Origin of the sequence: Rathayibacter sp. AY1D1, assembly GCF_002932635.1 — a bacterium.
In the GTDB taxonomy this organism is placed as follows: Bacteria; Actinomycetota; Actinomycetes; order Actinomycetales; family Microbacteriaceae; genus Rathayibacter.
Window position 1 is genome coordinate 1 of record NZ_PSVY01000005.1, and the last position, 16639, is coordinate 16639.

Sequence of the window (16639 nt, forward strand, 5' to 3'; positions counted from 1 at the left end):
AAATTGGCATTGAACATAGTGCACGCTGTTGAGTTCTCAAGAATCGGACACATCCCGCCTCCACACCAGAACGGTGCTTCACAACGAAAGTGATCGAAGTTTGCTGTACGAGGGCGTGAGCCACTCGATTTGTCTTGCTTGCCGAGACCGGTTAGGCTTGTCAGAACCGAAGTCCTGATCGCCTCCGTGGCAACTCGACTAACTTAGCACATCCGCAGGCCGTGTCAAGTCCGGCTTCTCCGTGGTGTTCGCTGCACGATCGAGGACCGCACCGCTGCACCGGGCTCGGCCGTGAGGCCTTGCAACGAAGCCGGGACCGTGTCCCGTGGAGGCTTTGCATCTTACGCTCGCGATCCCGCAGTCTTCAAGAGACGAATCTCTAACAGGCCTGGGAGCGAGGGGATGGTCCCCGCTTGAGGTGGGCCAGCTGGTCTCGACGCTCTGCGCCTGACTCCCGCTTGCCGCTCCTTTGGGGTGACGAGGAGTTACATTACGTCGGGCCTCGGCCGAGCGGCAAATCGCCTGCGTCCCGGGCGTGTCGCGATTCAGGGGCCGTGCGTCGCTGAGTGTCCGACTCGGTACCCGACACCGGCTACCGGCTACCGGCTACCGGCTACCGGCTACCGGCTACCGGCTACCGGACACCGAGTTGATGAGACCGCCGACGCCGTCATCATCCGCGTCCGCTCGAGGAGAGCGGGCACGCGGTCAGCGGACGAAGGCCCCGGCGAAGCTCTTCTTGCCGCGACGGAGGACGGCGATCCCATCGATCAACGGGAGCTCGCCGAGCGTGACGGTCTCGGACGGGAGGGCGGTGTTGTTCACCGAGAGCCCTCCCTGAGCGAGTGCCCGTCGCGCCTCCCCCGTGCTGGCGACGAGTCCGGTCTCGACGAACGCCTGCAGCGCCGGCGTCTCCGGTGTCGCCTCCATCGAGGGCACCGCCTCGAGCGCGCCACGGAGGATGACCGGGTCGATCCCCTCGAGCGAGCCCTTGCCGAAGAGCGCGGCCGAGGCGTCGATCACCGAGCGCGTCGCCTCCGCTCCGTGCACCAGCGACGTGACCTCCCAGGCGAGCGCGCGCTGCGCCTCCCGGCGGAACGGCTCGTCGGCGGCGGCCTTCTCCAGGCGCTCGATCTCCGTGCGCGGCAGGAAGGTGAAGATCCGCAGGCGGTCGGCGACGTCACGGTCGTCCGTGTTGACCCAGAACTGGTAGAACGCGTACGGGCTGGTGAGCTCGGAGTCGAGCCAGACGGCGTTGCCCTCGCTCTTGCCGAACTTGGTGCCGTCGGAGTTCATCACCAGCGGTGTGCCGATCGCGTGGACCGACACGCCCTCCGTGCGGTGGATGAGGTCGGTCCCGCTCGTCAGGTTGCCCCACTGGTCGCTGCCGCCGGTCTGCAGGACGCACCCGTACTGCCGGTAGAGCTCCAGGTAGTCGAGACCCTGCAGGATCTGGTAGCTGAACTCGGTGTAGCTGATCCCCGCGTCGGAGTTGAGGCGGGCGCTGACCGCGTCCTTCTTGAGCATCGTCCCCACGCGGAAGTGCTTCCCGATCTCCCGCAGGAAGTCGATCGCCGACAGCGGAGCGGTCCAGTCGAGGTTGTTGACCAGGCGCAGCCCGTTGTCGCCGCCCGCGGGAACGAACCGGGACACCTGCGCCTGGAGGCGCTCGACCCACGCCGTCACCGTCTCGCGCGAGTTCAGCGTCCGCTCGGCCGTCGGACGCGGATCCCCGATCAGCCCGGTCGAGCCGCCGACGAGCCCGAGCGGCCGATGCCCGGCCAGCTGGAGCCGGCGCATGACGATCAGCTGCACCAGGTTCCCGAGGTGGAGGCTGGGCGCGGTCGGGTCGAACCCGCAGTAGTAGGTGATCGGCTCCCCCGACAGCAGCTCGCGCAACGCTCCCGCATCGGTCGACACGTGCACCGAGCCTCGCCAGACCAGCTCGTCCCACACGGAGTCGAAGGCGGGGTCGAGCTGCGGGCTCGTCGCGGACCCGGGGAGGTGCTGGTCGATCACCCGACCAGGCTACCGCGGCGGGAAGGAGCCGGTCTCCGGGAGTCAAGCGCACAGGCTTGATCCCGGGCGATCAAGTGTTGATACTTGATCGAGGAGGTCCGATGTTCGTCATCACCGCGGATCAGCGCGACAGCAGGCACGACCACGACCGCGTGGACCAGGCGATCGCGAGCCTGATCGCCGACGGTCGGGCGTCGTTCGTCCTGCCCCCGGAGCGGACGGCGGGCGACGAGTTCCAGTGCGTGCTCGACCGGGCCGATGCCGTCGTCGCGCTCGTGCTCGAGCTGCACCGGACCGGCCACTGGAGCATCGGCCTCGGGATCGGCCCGGTCGACCGGCCACTCCCCGCGACCACGAGAGCGGCGACCGGGGAGGCGTACTTCGCGGCGCGCCGGGCGGTCGAGGCGGCGAAGGGCCGGCCGACGCGCTTCTCCCTCGATCCGGACGCACCGGGAACGGCGGCGCCGGCACCGGCGGACGTCCAGTCGCTGATCGATCCGCTCCTCCTGCTGCGCGACGCGCGCTCCGAGGCCGGCTGGCAGATCGTCGACCTGCTCGAGAGCGGCCTCTCCCAGAAGGATGCGGCCGAGCGCCTCGCCGTCAGCCCGCAGGCGGTCAGCCTCCGGGTCCGCGCGGCGAGTGCTCGAGTCGACGCTCCCGCCCGTGACGCGCTCGCGCGCCTGCTGACAGTGGTCGACCGTACGCTCGACCCCACCGACGAGAGGACACCCCGATGACGGCACCCCCCGGATCCCCCGCCCTGCTCCTCGCCTCCGCGCTGCAGTCCGCCTCGTGGACGGGCGTGGTGCTCGTGCTGCTCGCCGGACTCGCCGGTGCGGTGCTCGCCGTGCGCCTTCGCCGTCCGCAGCTCGCCTGGATCCCCCTCGTGGCGGCGGCCGCCGCCTTCCTGCTCACGGCGGTCGCCGGACCGTCCGCGCCCCCGATCCACTCCGTCCTGGTGGCGGTGCTGGCCTTCGCGCTGGCGATCGCGGGCGGCGGGCCGGTCGTGCTGCTCACCCTCCGGCTCGCGACGGCCGACTCCCGCAGCGGCAGCCACGGCGGCATCATGGTCGCCGGAACCTCCCGCCCCGCCGCCGGGAGCGCGCCCTCGGCGATCGGCCAGCCGATCGAGGTGCTGCGCGGGGGGACGACGATCGGGGTCCTCGAGCGGATCGCGACGGCCGGCGCACTGATGAGCGGTCTCCCCGAGGGGATCGCGGTCGTGGTGGCGATCAAGGGCGTCGGCCGCTTCAGCGAGCTCGCCTCCCCGGAGGCGCGCGAGCGGTTCATCATCGGCACGCTGGCGAGCCTCGCCTGGGCGGCGGCTCTCGGCGTTCTCGCCCGGCTCTACCTCGCGGGCTGAGCTCCGGGCCGCCGCCGGGGCACTGCTCTCCGGTAGGGCGAGACGGTGGGGTCGCCCGGGATGCTGAAGCGCCACGGGAAGTCGTCCCCGCCGCCCGGGCCCGAGACTCCGGTGCGCGGGCCCGCCGCCACGGAGGACGGCCTCTCCCCCGGCAGCAGCTCGAACGCCGCCTCGAGCGGGTCGCCCGACTCGGTGAGACGGACTCCGAGGGCCTTCGCCAGCCGTGCGGGTCCGCGGGCCAGATCCCGGCTGCGAACGGGTCCGCGCCGGATCATCGCGAGATCCTCCCCCGATACGACCTCGCCGGCGCGCAGCAGCACCGCCGACGCCGTGCCCGCCGGGGAGCAGACGATGTTCACGCAGGTGTGCATCCCGTAGGTGAAGTACGCGTACACGGACCCGGGCGGACCGAACATGGGAGCCGTCCGGGGTGTCGGTCCGCGGTGCGCATGCGAGCCCGGATCCTCACCGGTTCCGAGGTACGCCTCGACCTCGGTCAGCCGGACGCCGACCACGCCCTCCGGCGTGCGGTGCAGGAGGACGCGGCCGAGCAGCTCCGGTGCCACCTCGAGGGCCGAGCGCGCGAGGTCGGGGAGGTCGGCGCTCAGAAGAAGCTCTGGCCCGACACGAGGGTGATCACGATCACCGCGACGATGACGACTGCGGCGACGAGCACCAGAGTCCGCTGCTGCCAGGGGCGCAGCGGCGGACGGCCGTCGTCGCCCGGCGCTCCTCGAAGAGTCACGGGCGTTCCCCTCGGAGGGATCCGCGCACGACCCGGACGCGCTCGGTCAGCCGGGCGAGCTGCTCCGCGACGCGGTCGGGAGCCGTGCCGCCGACACCGTCCCGGCTCGCCACCGATCCCTCGATGCTGAGGACGGACCGCACGTCTGGAGTGAGCAGCGGCGACACCGAGGCGAGCGCGGCGGCGTCGAGATCCTCGAGCCCCCTCCCCTGCGACTCCGCCAGCTTGACCAGCTCACCGGTGATCTCGTGGGCGTCCCGGAAGGGCACGTGCTTCTTCACGAGCCACTCGGCCACGTCGGTCGCGAGGGAGAAGCCCTGGGGCGCGAGCTCCGCCATCCGGTCGGTGTGGAAGGTGAGGGTCGCGATCATGCCGCTGAACGCGGGCAGCAGCACCTCGAGGGTCGTCACCGAGTCGAAGACCGGCTCCTTGTCCTCCTGCAGGTCGCGGTTGTAGGCGAGCGGCAGCGCCTTGAGGGTCGCGAGCAGCCCGGTGAGGTTGCCGATCAAGCGGCCGGACTTCCCCCGGGCGAGCTCGGCGATGTCGGGGTTCTTCTTCTGCGGCATGATCGAGGACCCGGTCGAGTAGCCGTCGTCGAGCGTGACGAAGGCGAACTCCCGCGTGTTCCAGAGGATGACCTCCTCCGCGATGCGCGAGACGTCGATCCCGATCATGGCGGTGACGAAGGCGAACTCGGCAACGAGGTCGCGGCTGGCCGTCCCGTCGATCGAGTTCGGCACGCTCGACGCGAAGCCGAGATCGCGGGCGACCGCCTCGGCGTCCAGGCCGAGGGTCGAGCCGGCGAGGGCGCCCGAGCCGTAGGGCGAAACGTCCGCCCGGACGGCCCAGTCCCGCAGGCGCTCCAGATCGCGCAGCAGCGCCCAGCCGTGGGCGAGCAGATGGTGCGCGAGGAGCACGGGCTGAGCGTGCTGGAGGTGGGTGCGCCCGGGCATGATCGCCGTCGGGTGCGCCGACGCCTGCGCGGCGAGGGCGTCGATGAGCTGCACCACCAGCTCCGAGACGAGCGCCGCGTGGTCGCGGAGGTACATCCGGACGAAGGTGGCGATCTGGTCGTTGCGCGAGCGCCCCGCGCGGAGCTTGCCGCCGAGCTCGGGACCGGCTTCGAGCATCAGGCCGCGCTCGAGGGCGCCGTGCACGTCCTCGTCCGACTCGTCAGCGGCGAAGCTCCCGTCGGTGACGGCAGCCTCGAGCCGGTCGAGCGCCGCGAGCATCGCGGTGAGCTCGGCGTCGTCGAGGTAGCCCGCTCCGGCGAGCGCCCGGGCGTGGGCGCGGGAGCCGGCGAGGTCGTAGGGGGCGAGCTGCCAGTCGAAGTGGGTCGACCTCGAGAGCGCGGCGAGCTCGGGCGAGGGGCCGCCGGCGAAGCGGCCGCCCCACAGGGCTCCGGCCTCGCCCGCGCGGGCGGAGGGTCGTTCCGTCATGGTTCTCCTCGGGTTCGGCTGTCGAGTCTACTGAGCGGCGTCGGCGGTGCCGGCGCGCTCCAGGAGCCACACGAGCAGGGCCTTCTGCGCGTGCAGGCGGTTCTCCGCCTCGTCCCAGATCACGCTCTGCGGGCCGTCGATCACGTCGGCGGTCACCTCGTAGCCGCGGTCCGCGGGCAGGCAGTGCAGGAACAGCGCGTCGGGAGCGGCAGCGGCCATCGTGGCGGCGTCGACCCGGTAGGCACCGAAGGTCGCGACGCGCGCCGCCTTCTCGTCCTCCTTGCCCATCGACACCCACGTGTCCGTGATCACGATGTCGGAGCCGGCCGCGCCCTCGTCGGGGTCGGTCGTAGTGATCGCCGATCCGCCGGTGGTCGCGGCGATGCGCTGCGCATCGGCCAGGACCGCCGCGTCCGGCGAGTACGACTCCGGGGAGACGATGCGGACGTGCATGCCGGCCGTGGCCCCCGCCAGGAGGTACGAGTGCGCCATGTTGCTCGCTCCGTCGCCGAAGAACGTGAGCGTGAGTCCCGCGAGGTGACCGCGGTGCTCGCGGATGGTCAGCAGGTCGGCGAGGAGCTGGCACGGGTGGAACTCGTCCGAGAGCGCGTTGACGACCGGCACGCGCGTGCTGCGCGCCATCTCCTCCAGGCCCGACTGCGCGTAGGTGCGCCATACGATGGCGGCGACCTGGCGCTCCAGGACCCGCGCCGTGTCGGAGGCGGTCTCCTTGCCGCCGAGCTGGCTGCTCGCGGTCGAGATGATCAGGGGGCTGCCGCCGAGATCGGCGATGCCGACCGCGAAGGAGACACGGGTGCGCGTGGAGGACTTGTCGAAGATCACGGCGACGGTCTGCGGCCCGGCGAGGGGCTTCCGGGAGAAGCGGTCGCGCTTGAGCTCGAGGGCGAGGTCGAGGATCTCGGCCTGCTCGGCGGGAGTGATGTCGTCGTCGCGGAGGAAGTGGCGGGTCACGGTGCTGGTCGCTTTCGGTGGAGGTACGGGGTCAGAGGGTCTGCAGTGCGCGGCCGAAGCGCTCGGCGAACTCGGCGACGTCGGCGGCGGTCACCACGAGCGGAGGCGCGAGCCGGATGCTCGAGTCGTTCGCCGCGTTCACGATCAGGCCGGCGTCGAGGCAGGCGGCGGCGAGCTCGGCGGCGACCGGCCGGGTCAGGGCGATGCCCAGGAGGAGGCCCGCGCCGCGGACCCCTCCGATCAGGGGCGAGTCGAGAGCGGTCAGCGCGTCGACGATCTGCGCCCCGCGCTCCCGCGCGTTGCCGAGAAGGTCGGCGCGCTCGATCTCGGCGAGCACGGCTCCGGCCACGGCGGTCGCGAGCGGATTGCCGCCGAAGGTGCTGCCGTGGTGGCCCTTCTGCAGGAGGTCGGACGCCTCGCCGAAGGTCACCAGCGCTCCGACGGGGAAGCCTCCGCCGAGCCCCTTGGCCAGGGTGACGGCGTCGGGCAGGATCCCCGCCTCCTGGTACGCGAACCAGCGTCCGGTCCGCCCGACCCCGGTCTGGATCTCGTCGACGATGAGCAGCGCGCCGTGCTCGCGGGTGAGCTCCCGCGCGCGCTCGAGGTAGCCGGCCGGCAGCGGGATGACGCCCGCCTCCCCCTGGATGGGCTCGACGATCAGCGCGGCGACGGACTCGTCGAGAGCCGCCTCGAGGGCCTCGATGCTCGCCTCGAGGTGCTCGACCCCTCCCGGCATCGGCTCGAACGGCGCCCGCATGGCCGCCTTGCCGGTCAGCGCGAGCGCGCCCATCGTCCGCCCGTGGAACGCGTTCTGCAGCGCCAGGACGCGGTGCCGGCCGCCGGCCGCGTTCAGCCGCGCCAGCTTGAAGGCCGCCTCGTTGGCCTCGGTGCCCGAGTTGGCGAAGTAGACGCGGCCCGTCTCCCCGGCCCCGGTGAGGCGGCGCAGGGTCTCGGCGAGCTCGATCTGCGGGGCGGTCGCGAAGTAGTTGGAGACGTGGGCGAGCGCACCGGCCTGGCGCGTCACGGCCTCGACGAACACGGGATGCGCATGGCCGAGCGAGTTGACCGCGATGCCGCCGAGGAAGTCGAGGTACTCCCGCCCGTCGACGTCCCAGACCCGGCAGCCCTCGCCGCGCTCGAGCACGGCGAGCGGCGGCGCGAAGGTCTGCATCATCGCGGCGGAGTAGCGGTCGCGCGCCGAGCCGGTGCGGGACGCGGTCGTGGGGGTGGACATGGTGGCCTTTCGATCGGAGCGGTCCGGCCGCGAGGGCCGACGGTGCGCGCGTCCCGGACGGGACGGGCGCTCGGAGCCGGGGCCGCTGAGGATCAGCGGCCCGACATTCGCTCCCGGTCGCGGGGGTCGAGCGAGGCGACGACCTCGGTGCCGATGCCCTCCGAGGTGAACACCTCGAGCAGGATCGAGTGCGGGATGCGGCCGTCGATGATGGCGGCCTTGGGCACTCCCCCGCGCACGGCGTCGAGGCAGGCGGTCATCTTGGGGATCATGCCCGATTCGAGCGAGGGCAGCAGAGCCGCGAGGTCGTCCGAGCGGATGTGCGAGACGAGCGACTCGCGGTCGGGCCAGTCGGAGTAGAGGCCGGCCACGTCGGTGAGGACGACGAGCTTCTCGGCGCCGAGCGCGACGGCCAGCGCGGCGGCGGCGGCGTCGGCGTTGACGTTCAGCGACTGCGTGGGGTCGTCCGAGTCGGGGGCGATCGAGGACACGACCGGGATCCGGCCGGCCTCGAGCTGAGCGAGGACGGCGGCGGGGTCCACGGCGATCACGTCTCCGACGAGTCCGAGGTCGTGCTCCTCGCCGTCGATCACGACACCGCGGCGGCGGCCGACGAAGAGGCCCGCGTCCTCACCGGACATGCCGGCGGCGAGGGGGCCGTGCTCGTTGATCCGGCGGACGATGTCGCGGCTGATGCTGCCGGTGAGCACCATCCGCACCACCTCCATCGCCTCGGGGCTCGTGACCCGGTAACCGCCCCGGAACTCGCTCTCGATCCCCAGCCGGTCGAGCATCCGCGAGATCTGGGGCCCGCCGCCGTGGACGACCACGGGGCGGATCCCGGCGTAGCGCAGGTAGACCATGTCCTGGGCGAAGGAGCGCTGCAGCTCCTCCGACACCATCGCGTGGCCGCCGAACTTGATCACCATCGTGCGCCCGTGGAAGCTCTGCAGCCAGGGCAGCGACTCGATGAGCGTCGCGGCCTTCCCGGGCGCGGCGTCGCGCTCGGCGCGGCTCTCGGCCGAGAGAGTGGTGTCGTCGCTCATGGCCGCCTCAGCTCGAGTACGCGGAGTTCTCGTGCACGTAGTCGTGCGTGAGGTCGTTGGTCCAGATCGTGGCCGTCGCGTCGCCGGCGTGCAGGTCGATGTCGACGGCGACCTCCCGAGGGGCGAGGTCGACGAGGTCGCGGCTCTCGTGCGGCTCGCCCGCGAGGCAGACCTGCACCCCGTTCATCGCGACGTCGATGCCGTACGGGTCGAACTGCGCATCGGTCGTGCCCACGGCGGCGAGGACGCGGCCCCAGTTGGGATCCTTGCCGAAGATCGCGGCCTTGAACAGGTTGCTGCGGGAGACGGCGCGGGCGACGACCACGGCCTCGTCCTCGGTCGCGGCGTTCAGCACGCGGATCGCGACGTCGTGGGCGGCGCCCTCCGCATCCGCCTGCAGCTGCAGGGTGAGGTCGCGGCAGACCGCGCTCAGGGCCGCGGTGAACTCGTCGGCGTCGGCCTCGACGCCGCTGGCGCCGCTCGCGAGCAGTGCGACGGTGTCGTTCGTCGACATGCAGCCGTCCGAGTCGAGGCGGTCGAAGGTGACGCGGGTCGCGGCACGCAGGGCGGTGTCGAGAGCGGCGGACTCGAGGGCCGCGTCGGTCGTGATCACGACCAGCATCGTCGCCAGACCCGGCGCGAGCATCCCGGCGCCCTTGGCCATGCCGCCGATGCTCCAGCCCTGCTCGGAACGGACCACCGCCTGCTTCGGGACCGTGTCGGTGGTCATGATCGCGCGGGCGGCCGCCTCGCCCGCCTCGGGTCCCCCGGCGAGCTCGGCGGAGGCGCCGGTCACGCCGGCGGTGAGCTTCGCGAGGTCGAGCTGGTCGCCGATCAGCCCGGTGGAGCACACCAGCACGTCGCCGGCGGACACCTCGAGGCTCTCGCCCACGAGCTCCGCGGTGCGGTGGGTGACCTGGAAGCCCTGAGCACCCGTGTAGCAGTTGGCGCCGCCGGAGTTGAGGACGATCGCCGAGACGACGCCGTCGCGCATCACCTGCTCGCTCCAGAGGACGGGGTTCGCCTTGCAGCGGTTGCTCGTGAAGACCGCGGCGGCGCTCTGCAGCGGGCCGAGGTTCTGCACGAGCGCGACGTCGCGCGCTCCGGTCGACTTCAGCCCGGCGACGACTCCGGCCGCCCGGAACCCTGCTGCTGCGGTGACGCTCACGGCGCGACTCCGTTCACGCTCAGGCCGAGGGACTCCGGGAGTCCCAGGGCGAGGTTGGTGGACTGGACGGCCGCGCCCGCGGTGCCCTTGACCAGGTTGTCGATGGCCGAGACGACCACGACGCGGCGGGCCCGCTCGTCCACGGCGAGTCCGATCAGAGCGGTGTTCGCCCCCACCACGTCGGCCGTCCGGGGGAAGGAGCCCTCCGGGAGCAGCTGGACGAAGGTCTCGTCGCCGTAGGCGGTCTCCCACGCGGCGCGCACGTCCTGCGCGGAGACGCCGGGAGCGAGGCGCGCGGTCGAGGTCGCCAGGATGCCCCGGGACATCGGCACGAGGACCGGGGTGAACGAGATCGAGACGGGTCCGGCTCCGGCGAGCAGGAGGTTCTGCCGGATCTCGGGATTGTGGCGGTGCGCTCCGCCGAGGCCGTAGGCGTGCGCGGAGCCGAGGAGCTCGCTGGCGAGGAGGTCGATCCGCAGGCTCTTGCCCGCACCCGAGGGTCCGACGGCGAGGACCGCGACGAGGTCCGACGACTCGATCACTCCGGCGTGCAGGCCGGGGGCCAGGCCGAGCGTGATCGCCGTGACGTTGCAGCCGGGGACGGCGATGCGCCGCACTCCGGCGAGCGCCTCGCGCTGCTTGCGTCCGCCGCCGCCGATCAGCAGCTCCGGGAGCCCGTAGGGCCAGGCCCCGGCGAAGTCGCCCCCGTAGAAGTCGGCCCAGTCCTGCGGGTCGGTCAAGCGGTGGTCGGCGCCGCAGTCGACGACGAGGACGTCCTCGGGCAGGGTCGCGGTGATCTCGCCCGACTTCCCGTGCGGGAGGGCGAGGAAGACGACGTCGTGCCCGGCGAGGTTCCCGGTCGTCGTGTCGACGAGGACGAGGTCGCGGAGCGAGCGGAGGTGCGGGTGCACGGCGATGAGGGGCTGACCCGCGTTGGCGTGCGCCGTCACCGTGCGCACCTCGAACTCGGGGTGGTCGGCGAGCAGTCGCAGCAGCTCGCCGCCCGCGTAGCCGCTCGCACCGGCCACCGCCACGGAGAAAGTCATGCCCGAGAGCCTAGCCGGTGCGGGTGCGGGGCCCCGCCCGGCCGAGCCGGACGGGACCCCCGGCCTCACTCGCGGAGTCGGACGCCGAAGCGCTCCGCCGCCACGGCCACGCCGTTCTCCTTCGCGGCCGTCGCCTCGGCCGCGGTGAGCGTGCGGTCCGGCGCGCGGAAGCGCAGCGCGAACGTCAGCGACTTCGTCCCCTCGGCGAGCCCGGTGCCGCGGTAGTCGTCGACCAGGCGGATCGCCTCGAGCAGCTCGCCCGCCCCCTCGGCGACGGCGGCGCGCACGTCGGCTGCCGCGATGCCGACCGGCACGACGAGCGAGAGGTCCTGGGTCGCGGCGGGCAGCGCGCCCACCGGACGGGCCACGACGACCCTCCCGGCCCGCGCGAGCAGCGGCTCGAGGTCGAGCTCGACCACGGCGACGCGGCGCGGGAGGTCGAGCTCCTCGGCGAGCGCCGGGAGCAGCTCCCCCGCGTGCCCGATGACCGCGCCGTCGAGCACGACCTCGGCGGTGCGGCCCGGGTGCAGCGCGGCGTGGGCCCCCTGGCGCAGCACCAGCTCGGTGCCGGTCGCCGCGGCGACCTCGCGGACCACGTCGAGGGCGTCGCGCCAGTCGACGTCACGCCCGGCGACACCGGGCTGGCGCACGACGGCGGCACCCGTGAGCAGCGCCGCGAGGTGCCGCGGCTGCGGCGGAATGCCCGCGTTCAGCTCGGCCTCGACCTCCGCGGACGGACGCGTCCCGCCCGCAGGGAGCGCCCCCGAGCCGAACGGGCGGCCGGCAACCGGGAGGAAGACGGAGCCGAGCTCGTAGACCGCGAGATCCGTCAGGCCGCGCGAGCGGTTGCGGGCCGCGACCTGCACGAGACCCGGCAGCAGAGAGATCCGCAGCTGGCCCGCGGTCGCGTCGAGCGGGTTGGCGAGCGTGATCTGCTCCTGCGGCTCCCCGTCGACCGAGCCGAGCCGGTCGTTGATCGAGCGCGAGAGGAACGGGTACGAGAGCACCTCGGTCAGACCCGCGGCGGCGAGCGCCTGGGCGAGGGTGCGGCGCAGCCGCTGGCCCGAGGTCAGCCCGCGGCCGGGAGGCGCCACGGGCAGGATCGCCGGGATGCGGTCGTACCCGGTGATGCGGGCGACCTCCTCCGCGAGCGAGGCGCGGTCGACGAGGTCGGGGCGCCAGCTCGGCGGAGTCACCAGCAGGCCCGCTCCGCCGGCCTCGACGGAGGCGCCGATCTCGACGAGCGCGCCGCGGATCTCCTCCGGGGTGTACTCCACGCCGATGAGGCCTGCGACGTAGCCGTCCGGCAGCTCGACCGGCTCCGCCGTGCGCGGGTCGGCCAGGACCGAGCCGAGCTCGTCCGCCGTGCCGCCGGCGAGCTCCACGAGCAGCTGCACCGCGCGGGCCGCGGCGACCGAGGCCACCTCGGGGTCGACGCCGCGCTCGAAGCGCCGCGACGCCTCGCTCGGCAGCTTGTGCCGGCGAGCCGTCCGGGCGATCGAGACCGGGTCGAAGTTCGCCGCCTCGAGCAGGACGTCGGACGTGGCGTCCGAGATCTCGGTGCGCGCGCCCCCCATCACTCCGGCGAGGCCGATCGCCCCGCCGTCGTCGGCGATGACGAGGTCCTCCGCGTGCAGGCGCCGGGTCTGGCCGTCGAGCGTCTCGAGGGTCTCCCCCGGTGCGGCGCGGCGCACCACGATGCCGCCCTGCAGGGTCGCCAGGTCGTAGCCGTGCAGCGGCTGGCCCAGCTCGAACATCACGTAGTTGGTGATGTCCACGACGAGCGAGATCGAGCGGACGCCGGCCAGTCGCAGTCGCGCGAGCATCCACGGCGGCGTCGGTCGTGAGACGTCGACGCCCCGAACGACGCGCGTGACGAACACGGAGGCGCCGACACGGCCGCGGATCGGCGCCTCGTCGGCCACGGACACGGGGAAGACGGGGGCCGTCTCCGTGCGCTCGTGCGGAGGGAGCGCCTGAGCGGGGTCGCGGAAGGCGGCTCCGGTGGCGTGGGCGTACTCGCGGGCGATGCCGCGGATCGAGAAGGCGTAGCCGCGGTCGGGCGTCACGTTGACCTCGACCGCGGCGTCGTCGAGACCGAGGAGCGCGACGGCATCCGTGCCCGGCTCCGGGTCGAGCCCGAGCGAGGCGAGGCGGAGGATGCCGTCGTGGTCGTCCCCGAGGCCGAGCTCGCGGCTCGAGGCGATCATCCCGTCGGACACGTGCCCGTAGGTCTTCCGCGCGGAGATCGGGAACGGCCCGGGCAGGACCGCGCCCGGCAGTGACACGACGACCTTGTCGCCGGCCGCGAAGTTGTGGGCTCCGCAGACGATGCCGCGGACGTCCTCTCCGCCGTCGGCGGCACGCCCGCCCTCCGGGGCCACGCGGACGTGGCACCAGTTGATGGTCTTGCCGTTCTTCTGCGGCTCCGGAGCGAGGTCGAGCACCTCGCCGACGACGACGGGGCCGGTCACCTCGAAGCGGTGGACGTCCTCCTCCTCCAGGCCGACCGACACCAGGGCCGCGTGCACGGACTCCGTCGTGACGTCCTGCTCGAGGTCGACGTACTCCCCCAGCCAGCTCAGCGGGATGCGCATCAGATCACCATCCCGTACTGCTCGCTGAAGCGGACGTCGCCCTCGACCATGTCGCGCATGTCCTTCACGTCGTTGCGGAACATCAGGGTCCGCTCGATCCCCATGCCGAAGGCGAACCCGGAGTACTCCTCCGGGTCGATCCCGGCCGCGCGCAGCACGTTCGGATTGACCATGCCGCAGCCGCCCCACTCGATCCAGCGGGCACCGCCGACGAAGGTCGGGTGCCAGACGTCCAGCTCGGCGCTGGGCTCGGTGAAGGGGAAGTAGTTCGGGCGCAGGCGGATGCGCGCGTCGTCGCCGAAGAGGATCCGCGCGACGTGCTCGAGGGTGCCCCGCAGGTGCGCCATGGTCAGGCCGCGGTCGACGGCGAGACCCTCGAACTGCGTGAACACGGGCGTGTGCGTCGCGTCGAGCTCGTCGGTGCGATACACCCGTCCGGGAGCGATCACGTAGAGCGGCAGCGGGCGCTCGAGCATCGAGCGGATCTGCACCGGCGAGGTGTGCGTGCGCAGCACCAGGTGCGAGTCGACGGGGTCGACGAAGAAGGTGTCCTGCATGGCGCGGGCCGGGTGGTCCTCGTCGAAGTTCAGGGCGTCGAAGTTGAACCACTCGTTCTCGAGCTCCGGCCCCTCCGCGATCTCCCAGCCCATCCCGACGAACACGTCGGCGATCGACTCCTGGAGCAGCGAGAGGGGGTGGCGGGCGCCGCGGCGCACGAAGCTGGCACCGGCGGTGACGTCCACGCGCTCGGCCTCGAGCGCGGCCGCGTCCTCGGCCTCGACGAGCTCGGCCTCGCGGGCGGCGTAGGCGTCGCCCACCTGCTTGCGGGCACCGCCGACGAGCTTGCCGGACGCCGCCTTGTGCTCGGGCGGGACGGAGCGCATCCGCGCGTTGAGGCGGGCGAGGGCGGACCCCTCGCCGAGGTGGGCGGCTCGGGCGGACTTCAGAGCGGCGGAGTCGCCCGCCGCGCCGATGGCGGCGAGGGCGTCGGCGACCGCCGCGGAGACGGCCTCATCGGTGATCGGGTTGCTGTCTGACACGATCCCCCAGTGTAGGCGAGGGCCTCCGCCCCCTCCCGCCGCCCGCGCGCGGTGCTCGTCGCGCTCGCCCGCGGCCAGGCCCCCATCTGCGCCGACGGCCCTCGAAGCCCCGCCACCGGCGCTGCTCGACCAGCAGGGGCGGGTTCTCGCTACGCCGGGGTCGGAGGCTGCTCGACCGGCAGGAAGCTGGGCGCCGCGGGACGGGAAGACGCCCGGACCGATCGCGACTCCCCGATCACCACCGCCTCCGCGTCGACGACGCCGGAGCGGAACACCACCGCTCGATGCGCTGAGCGATCGCCGGACCCTCGAGGCGAACGGACGAATCGCGTGCGAGCGATTCCTCCTAGCCGGACGCAGGACGCTCTGCGGAACCCGACCCCGTCAGGAAGCCGACCGCGGTGAGGATCGCCCTCGGGCGATCCTCACAGTTCAATCCTGCACAGCGATCAGCTGCGTGTCCGTCTGCGCGCGGGCTGCGGGGTGGCCGCCGATGGTGCGGCCGCCGCGTCCGCCGCTCTTCGTGCGGATCTCGATCCACTTCGCCAGCCCCGAGAGGAGGAGGCAGATGCCGATGTAGATCGCTCCGATGACGATCGCCGCCGGGATGATCGGGCTGTCGAGGCTCGACTGGTTGCCCAGGTAGCGCGCGTAGTACAGCAGCTCGTTGTAGGTGATGATCGAGCCGAGCGCCGTGTCCTTGAGGGCGACGACGAGCTGGGCGATGATCACGGGCAGCATCGAGCGGATCGCCTGGGGGAACAGGATGAGCCGCATCACGCCGGACTTGCGCAGGCCGATCGCGTAGCCCGCCTCCTTCTGTCCTCGCGGGAGGGCTTCGATGCCGGCGCGGAAGATCTCGGAGAAGACGGAGCCGTTGTAGAGGGTCAGGGCGATGACGACGGCGAGGTAGGGGCTGAGCTTGAGGCCCGCGAACGGCAGGCCGTAGTACATCAGCATCATCAGGATCAGGACGGGGATCGCCCGGAACAGCTCGATGAAGAGCGTGACGGGGACGTTGATCCAGCGCCGGTCCGAGAGCCGGCCGATCGCCAGGAGGAGGCCGAGGACGAGGCTGGCGACGCCTGCCGTGGCGAAGGCCGCGAGCGTGCGGCCGAGGGCGCCGCCGATGCTCTGCCAGACCAGCGGGTAGCCGAACGCGCGCCACTTGGAGGCGTCGAACTGGCCGGACTCCGCGAAGCGCCAGACCACGAAGCCGAGGAACGCCGCGATCAGCAGGACGACGACGACGCCGATGACGCGGTTGCGCACGACGGCCCGGGGGCCGGGGTTGTCGAAGAGGACGGAGCTCATCGGGCGACCCTCCACTTCTTCTCGAGCTGACGTTGGACGAGCGAGAGCAGGGTGACCAGGACCACGAAGACCAGGGCCACCCAGAGGACGACGATGAGGCTGTTCTCGCCGCGCTCGTTGAGCACGCGGACGATGGTGCCCGCCTCCGCGACCGAGAAGCCGGCGGCGACGGTGGTGTTCTTCAGCAGCGCGATCAGGACGCTCATGAGCGGCGGGATCACGGAGCGGAAGGCCTGGGGCAGGACGATCTGCGTCATCGTGAGGCCGAAGTCGAGGCCGATCGCGCGGGCCGCCTCGGCCTGGCCGATCGGCACGGTGTTGATGCCCGACCGCAGCACCTCCGCGACGTAGGTCGCGGTGTAGAGGCTGAGGGCGCAGATCGCCAGGTTCGTGTAGTCCACCTGCGGCAGGTCGAGCTTGGGGTAGCCGAAGGCGAAGAAGAACATCACCAGCGTGAGCGGGGTGTTCCGGATGGTGTTCACGTACACCGTGCCGACCGCGCGGGCGATCGGGACGGGCGAGACGCGCATCGCGCCGACCACCGTGCCGATCAGCAGGGCGAACACGAGCGAGACGCTGAAGAGGATCAGGGTGTTGCCGAAGGCCGGGACGTAGACGTCGAGGTTGTTCAACAGGACATCCATGCGGCTGGCCCT

The 16639-nt window shown here is 72.3% G+C and carries 15 protein-coding genes; 2 read left to right on the forward strand and 13 right to left on the reverse strand.

Annotated elements, in window-relative coordinates; translation table 11 throughout:
- Positions 1 to 708 precede the first annotated feature (708 nt).
- Entirely contained in the window at positions 709 to 2019 is a 1311-nt protein-coding gene (tyrS, locus tag C5C56_RS05010; RefSeq protein ID WP_104250196.1) for a tyrosine--tRNA ligase, read from the reverse strand.
- 101 nt (positions 2020 to 2120) lie between these two features.
- Here tyrS and C5C56_RS05015 point away from each other — a divergent pair, with 101 nt between their 5' ends.
- Entirely contained in the window at positions 2121 to 2756 is a 636-nt protein-coding gene (locus tag C5C56_RS05015; RefSeq protein ID WP_104315082.1) for a DNA-binding protein, read from the forward strand.
- Positions 2753 to 3382: a hypothetical protein gene (locus tag C5C56_RS05020; RefSeq protein WP_258059401.1), complete on the forward strand. Its 630-nt coding sequence runs from the start codon at positions 2753 to 2755 to the stop codon at positions 3380 to 3382. Before C5C56_RS05015 ends, C5C56_RS05020 begins: the two co-directional genes overlap by 4 nt.
- Here C5C56_RS05020 and C5C56_RS05025 read toward each other — a convergent pair.
- From C5C56_RS05025 to C5C56_RS05075, 12 genes are all read right to left on the reverse strand, one after another.
- On the reverse strand, positions 3367 to 3990 hold the full coding sequence (locus C5C56_RS05025) for a DNA-3-methyladenine glycosylase (RefSeq protein WP_104226321.1): 624 nt from the start codon (positions 3988 to 3990) through the stop codon (positions 3367 to 3369). The genes C5C56_RS05020 and C5C56_RS05025 overlap by 16 nt on opposite strands.
- Positions 3987 to 4127: a hypothetical protein gene (locus C5C56_RS17740; protein ID WP_160034127.1), complete on the reverse strand. Its 141-nt coding sequence runs from the start codon at positions 4125 to 4127 to the stop codon at positions 3987 to 3989. The genes C5C56_RS05025 and C5C56_RS17740 overlap by 4 nt, the downstream gene beginning before the upstream one ends.
- Positions 4124 to 5566, reverse strand: coding sequence for an argininosuccinate lyase (gene argH, locus C5C56_RS05030; protein WP_104315084.1), 1443 nt, complete (start codon positions 5564 to 5566; stop codon positions 4124 to 4126). Before argH ends, C5C56_RS17740 begins: the two co-directional genes overlap by 4 nt.
- 27 nt (positions 5567 to 5593) lie before the next feature.
- On the reverse strand, positions 5594 to 6538 hold the full coding sequence (argF, locus tag C5C56_RS05035) for an ornithine carbamoyltransferase (RefSeq protein ID WP_104238645.1): 945 nt from the start codon (positions 6536 to 6538) through the stop codon (positions 5594 to 5596).
- Between the two features lie 31 nt (positions 6539 to 6569).
- Positions 6570 to 7772: an acetylornithine transaminase gene (locus C5C56_RS05040; RefSeq protein WP_104267106.1), complete on the reverse strand. Its 1203-nt coding sequence runs from the start codon at positions 7770 to 7772 to the stop codon at positions 6570 to 6572.
- A 92-nt stretch (positions 7773 to 7864) separates the two neighbouring features.
- Entirely contained in the window at positions 7865 to 8818 is a 954-nt protein-coding gene (argB, locus tag C5C56_RS05045) for an acetylglutamate kinase (RefSeq protein WP_104319195.1), read from the reverse strand.
- A gap of 7 nt (positions 8819 to 8825) precedes the next feature.
- Positions 8826 to 9986, reverse strand: a complete 1161-nt coding sequence (gene argJ / locus C5C56_RS05050; RefSeq protein WP_104319196.1) for a bifunctional glutamate N-acetyltransferase/amino-acid acetyltransferase ArgJ — start codon at positions 9984 to 9986, stop codon at positions 8826 to 8828.
- On the reverse strand, positions 9983 to 11032 hold the full coding sequence (gene argC, locus C5C56_RS05055; protein WP_104319197.1) for an N-acetyl-gamma-glutamyl-phosphate reductase: 1050 nt from the start codon (positions 11030 to 11032) through the stop codon (positions 9983 to 9985). The genes argJ and argC overlap by 4 nt, the downstream gene beginning before the upstream one ends.
- Positions 11033 to 11097: 65 nt before the next feature.
- Positions 11098 to 13629: a phenylalanine--tRNA ligase subunit beta gene (gene pheT, locus C5C56_RS05060; protein WP_104319198.1), complete on the reverse strand. Its 2532-nt coding sequence runs from the start codon at positions 13627 to 13629 to the stop codon at positions 11098 to 11100.
- Positions 13629 to 14669, reverse strand: a complete 1041-nt coding sequence (pheS, locus tag C5C56_RS05065) for a phenylalanine--tRNA ligase subunit alpha (RefSeq protein WP_104272763.1) — start codon at positions 14667 to 14669, stop codon at positions 13629 to 13631. The genes pheT and pheS overlap by 1 nt, the downstream gene beginning before the upstream one ends.
- A 432-nt stretch (positions 14670 to 15101) precedes the next feature.
- On the reverse strand, positions 15102 to 15983 hold the full coding sequence (locus C5C56_RS05070) for an amino acid ABC transporter permease (protein WP_104224492.1): 882 nt from the start codon (positions 15981 to 15983) through the stop codon (positions 15102 to 15104).
- Positions 15980 to 16627 carry an amino acid ABC transporter permease gene (locus C5C56_RS05075; protein ID WP_104319199.1) on the reverse strand — a complete coding sequence of 216 codons (648 nt, stop codon included), beginning with the start codon at positions 16625 to 16627 and terminating at the stop codon, positions 15980 to 15982. The genes C5C56_RS05070 and C5C56_RS05075 overlap by 4 nt, the downstream gene beginning before the upstream one ends.
- Between the last annotated feature and the right edge of the window lie 12 nt (positions 16628 to 16639).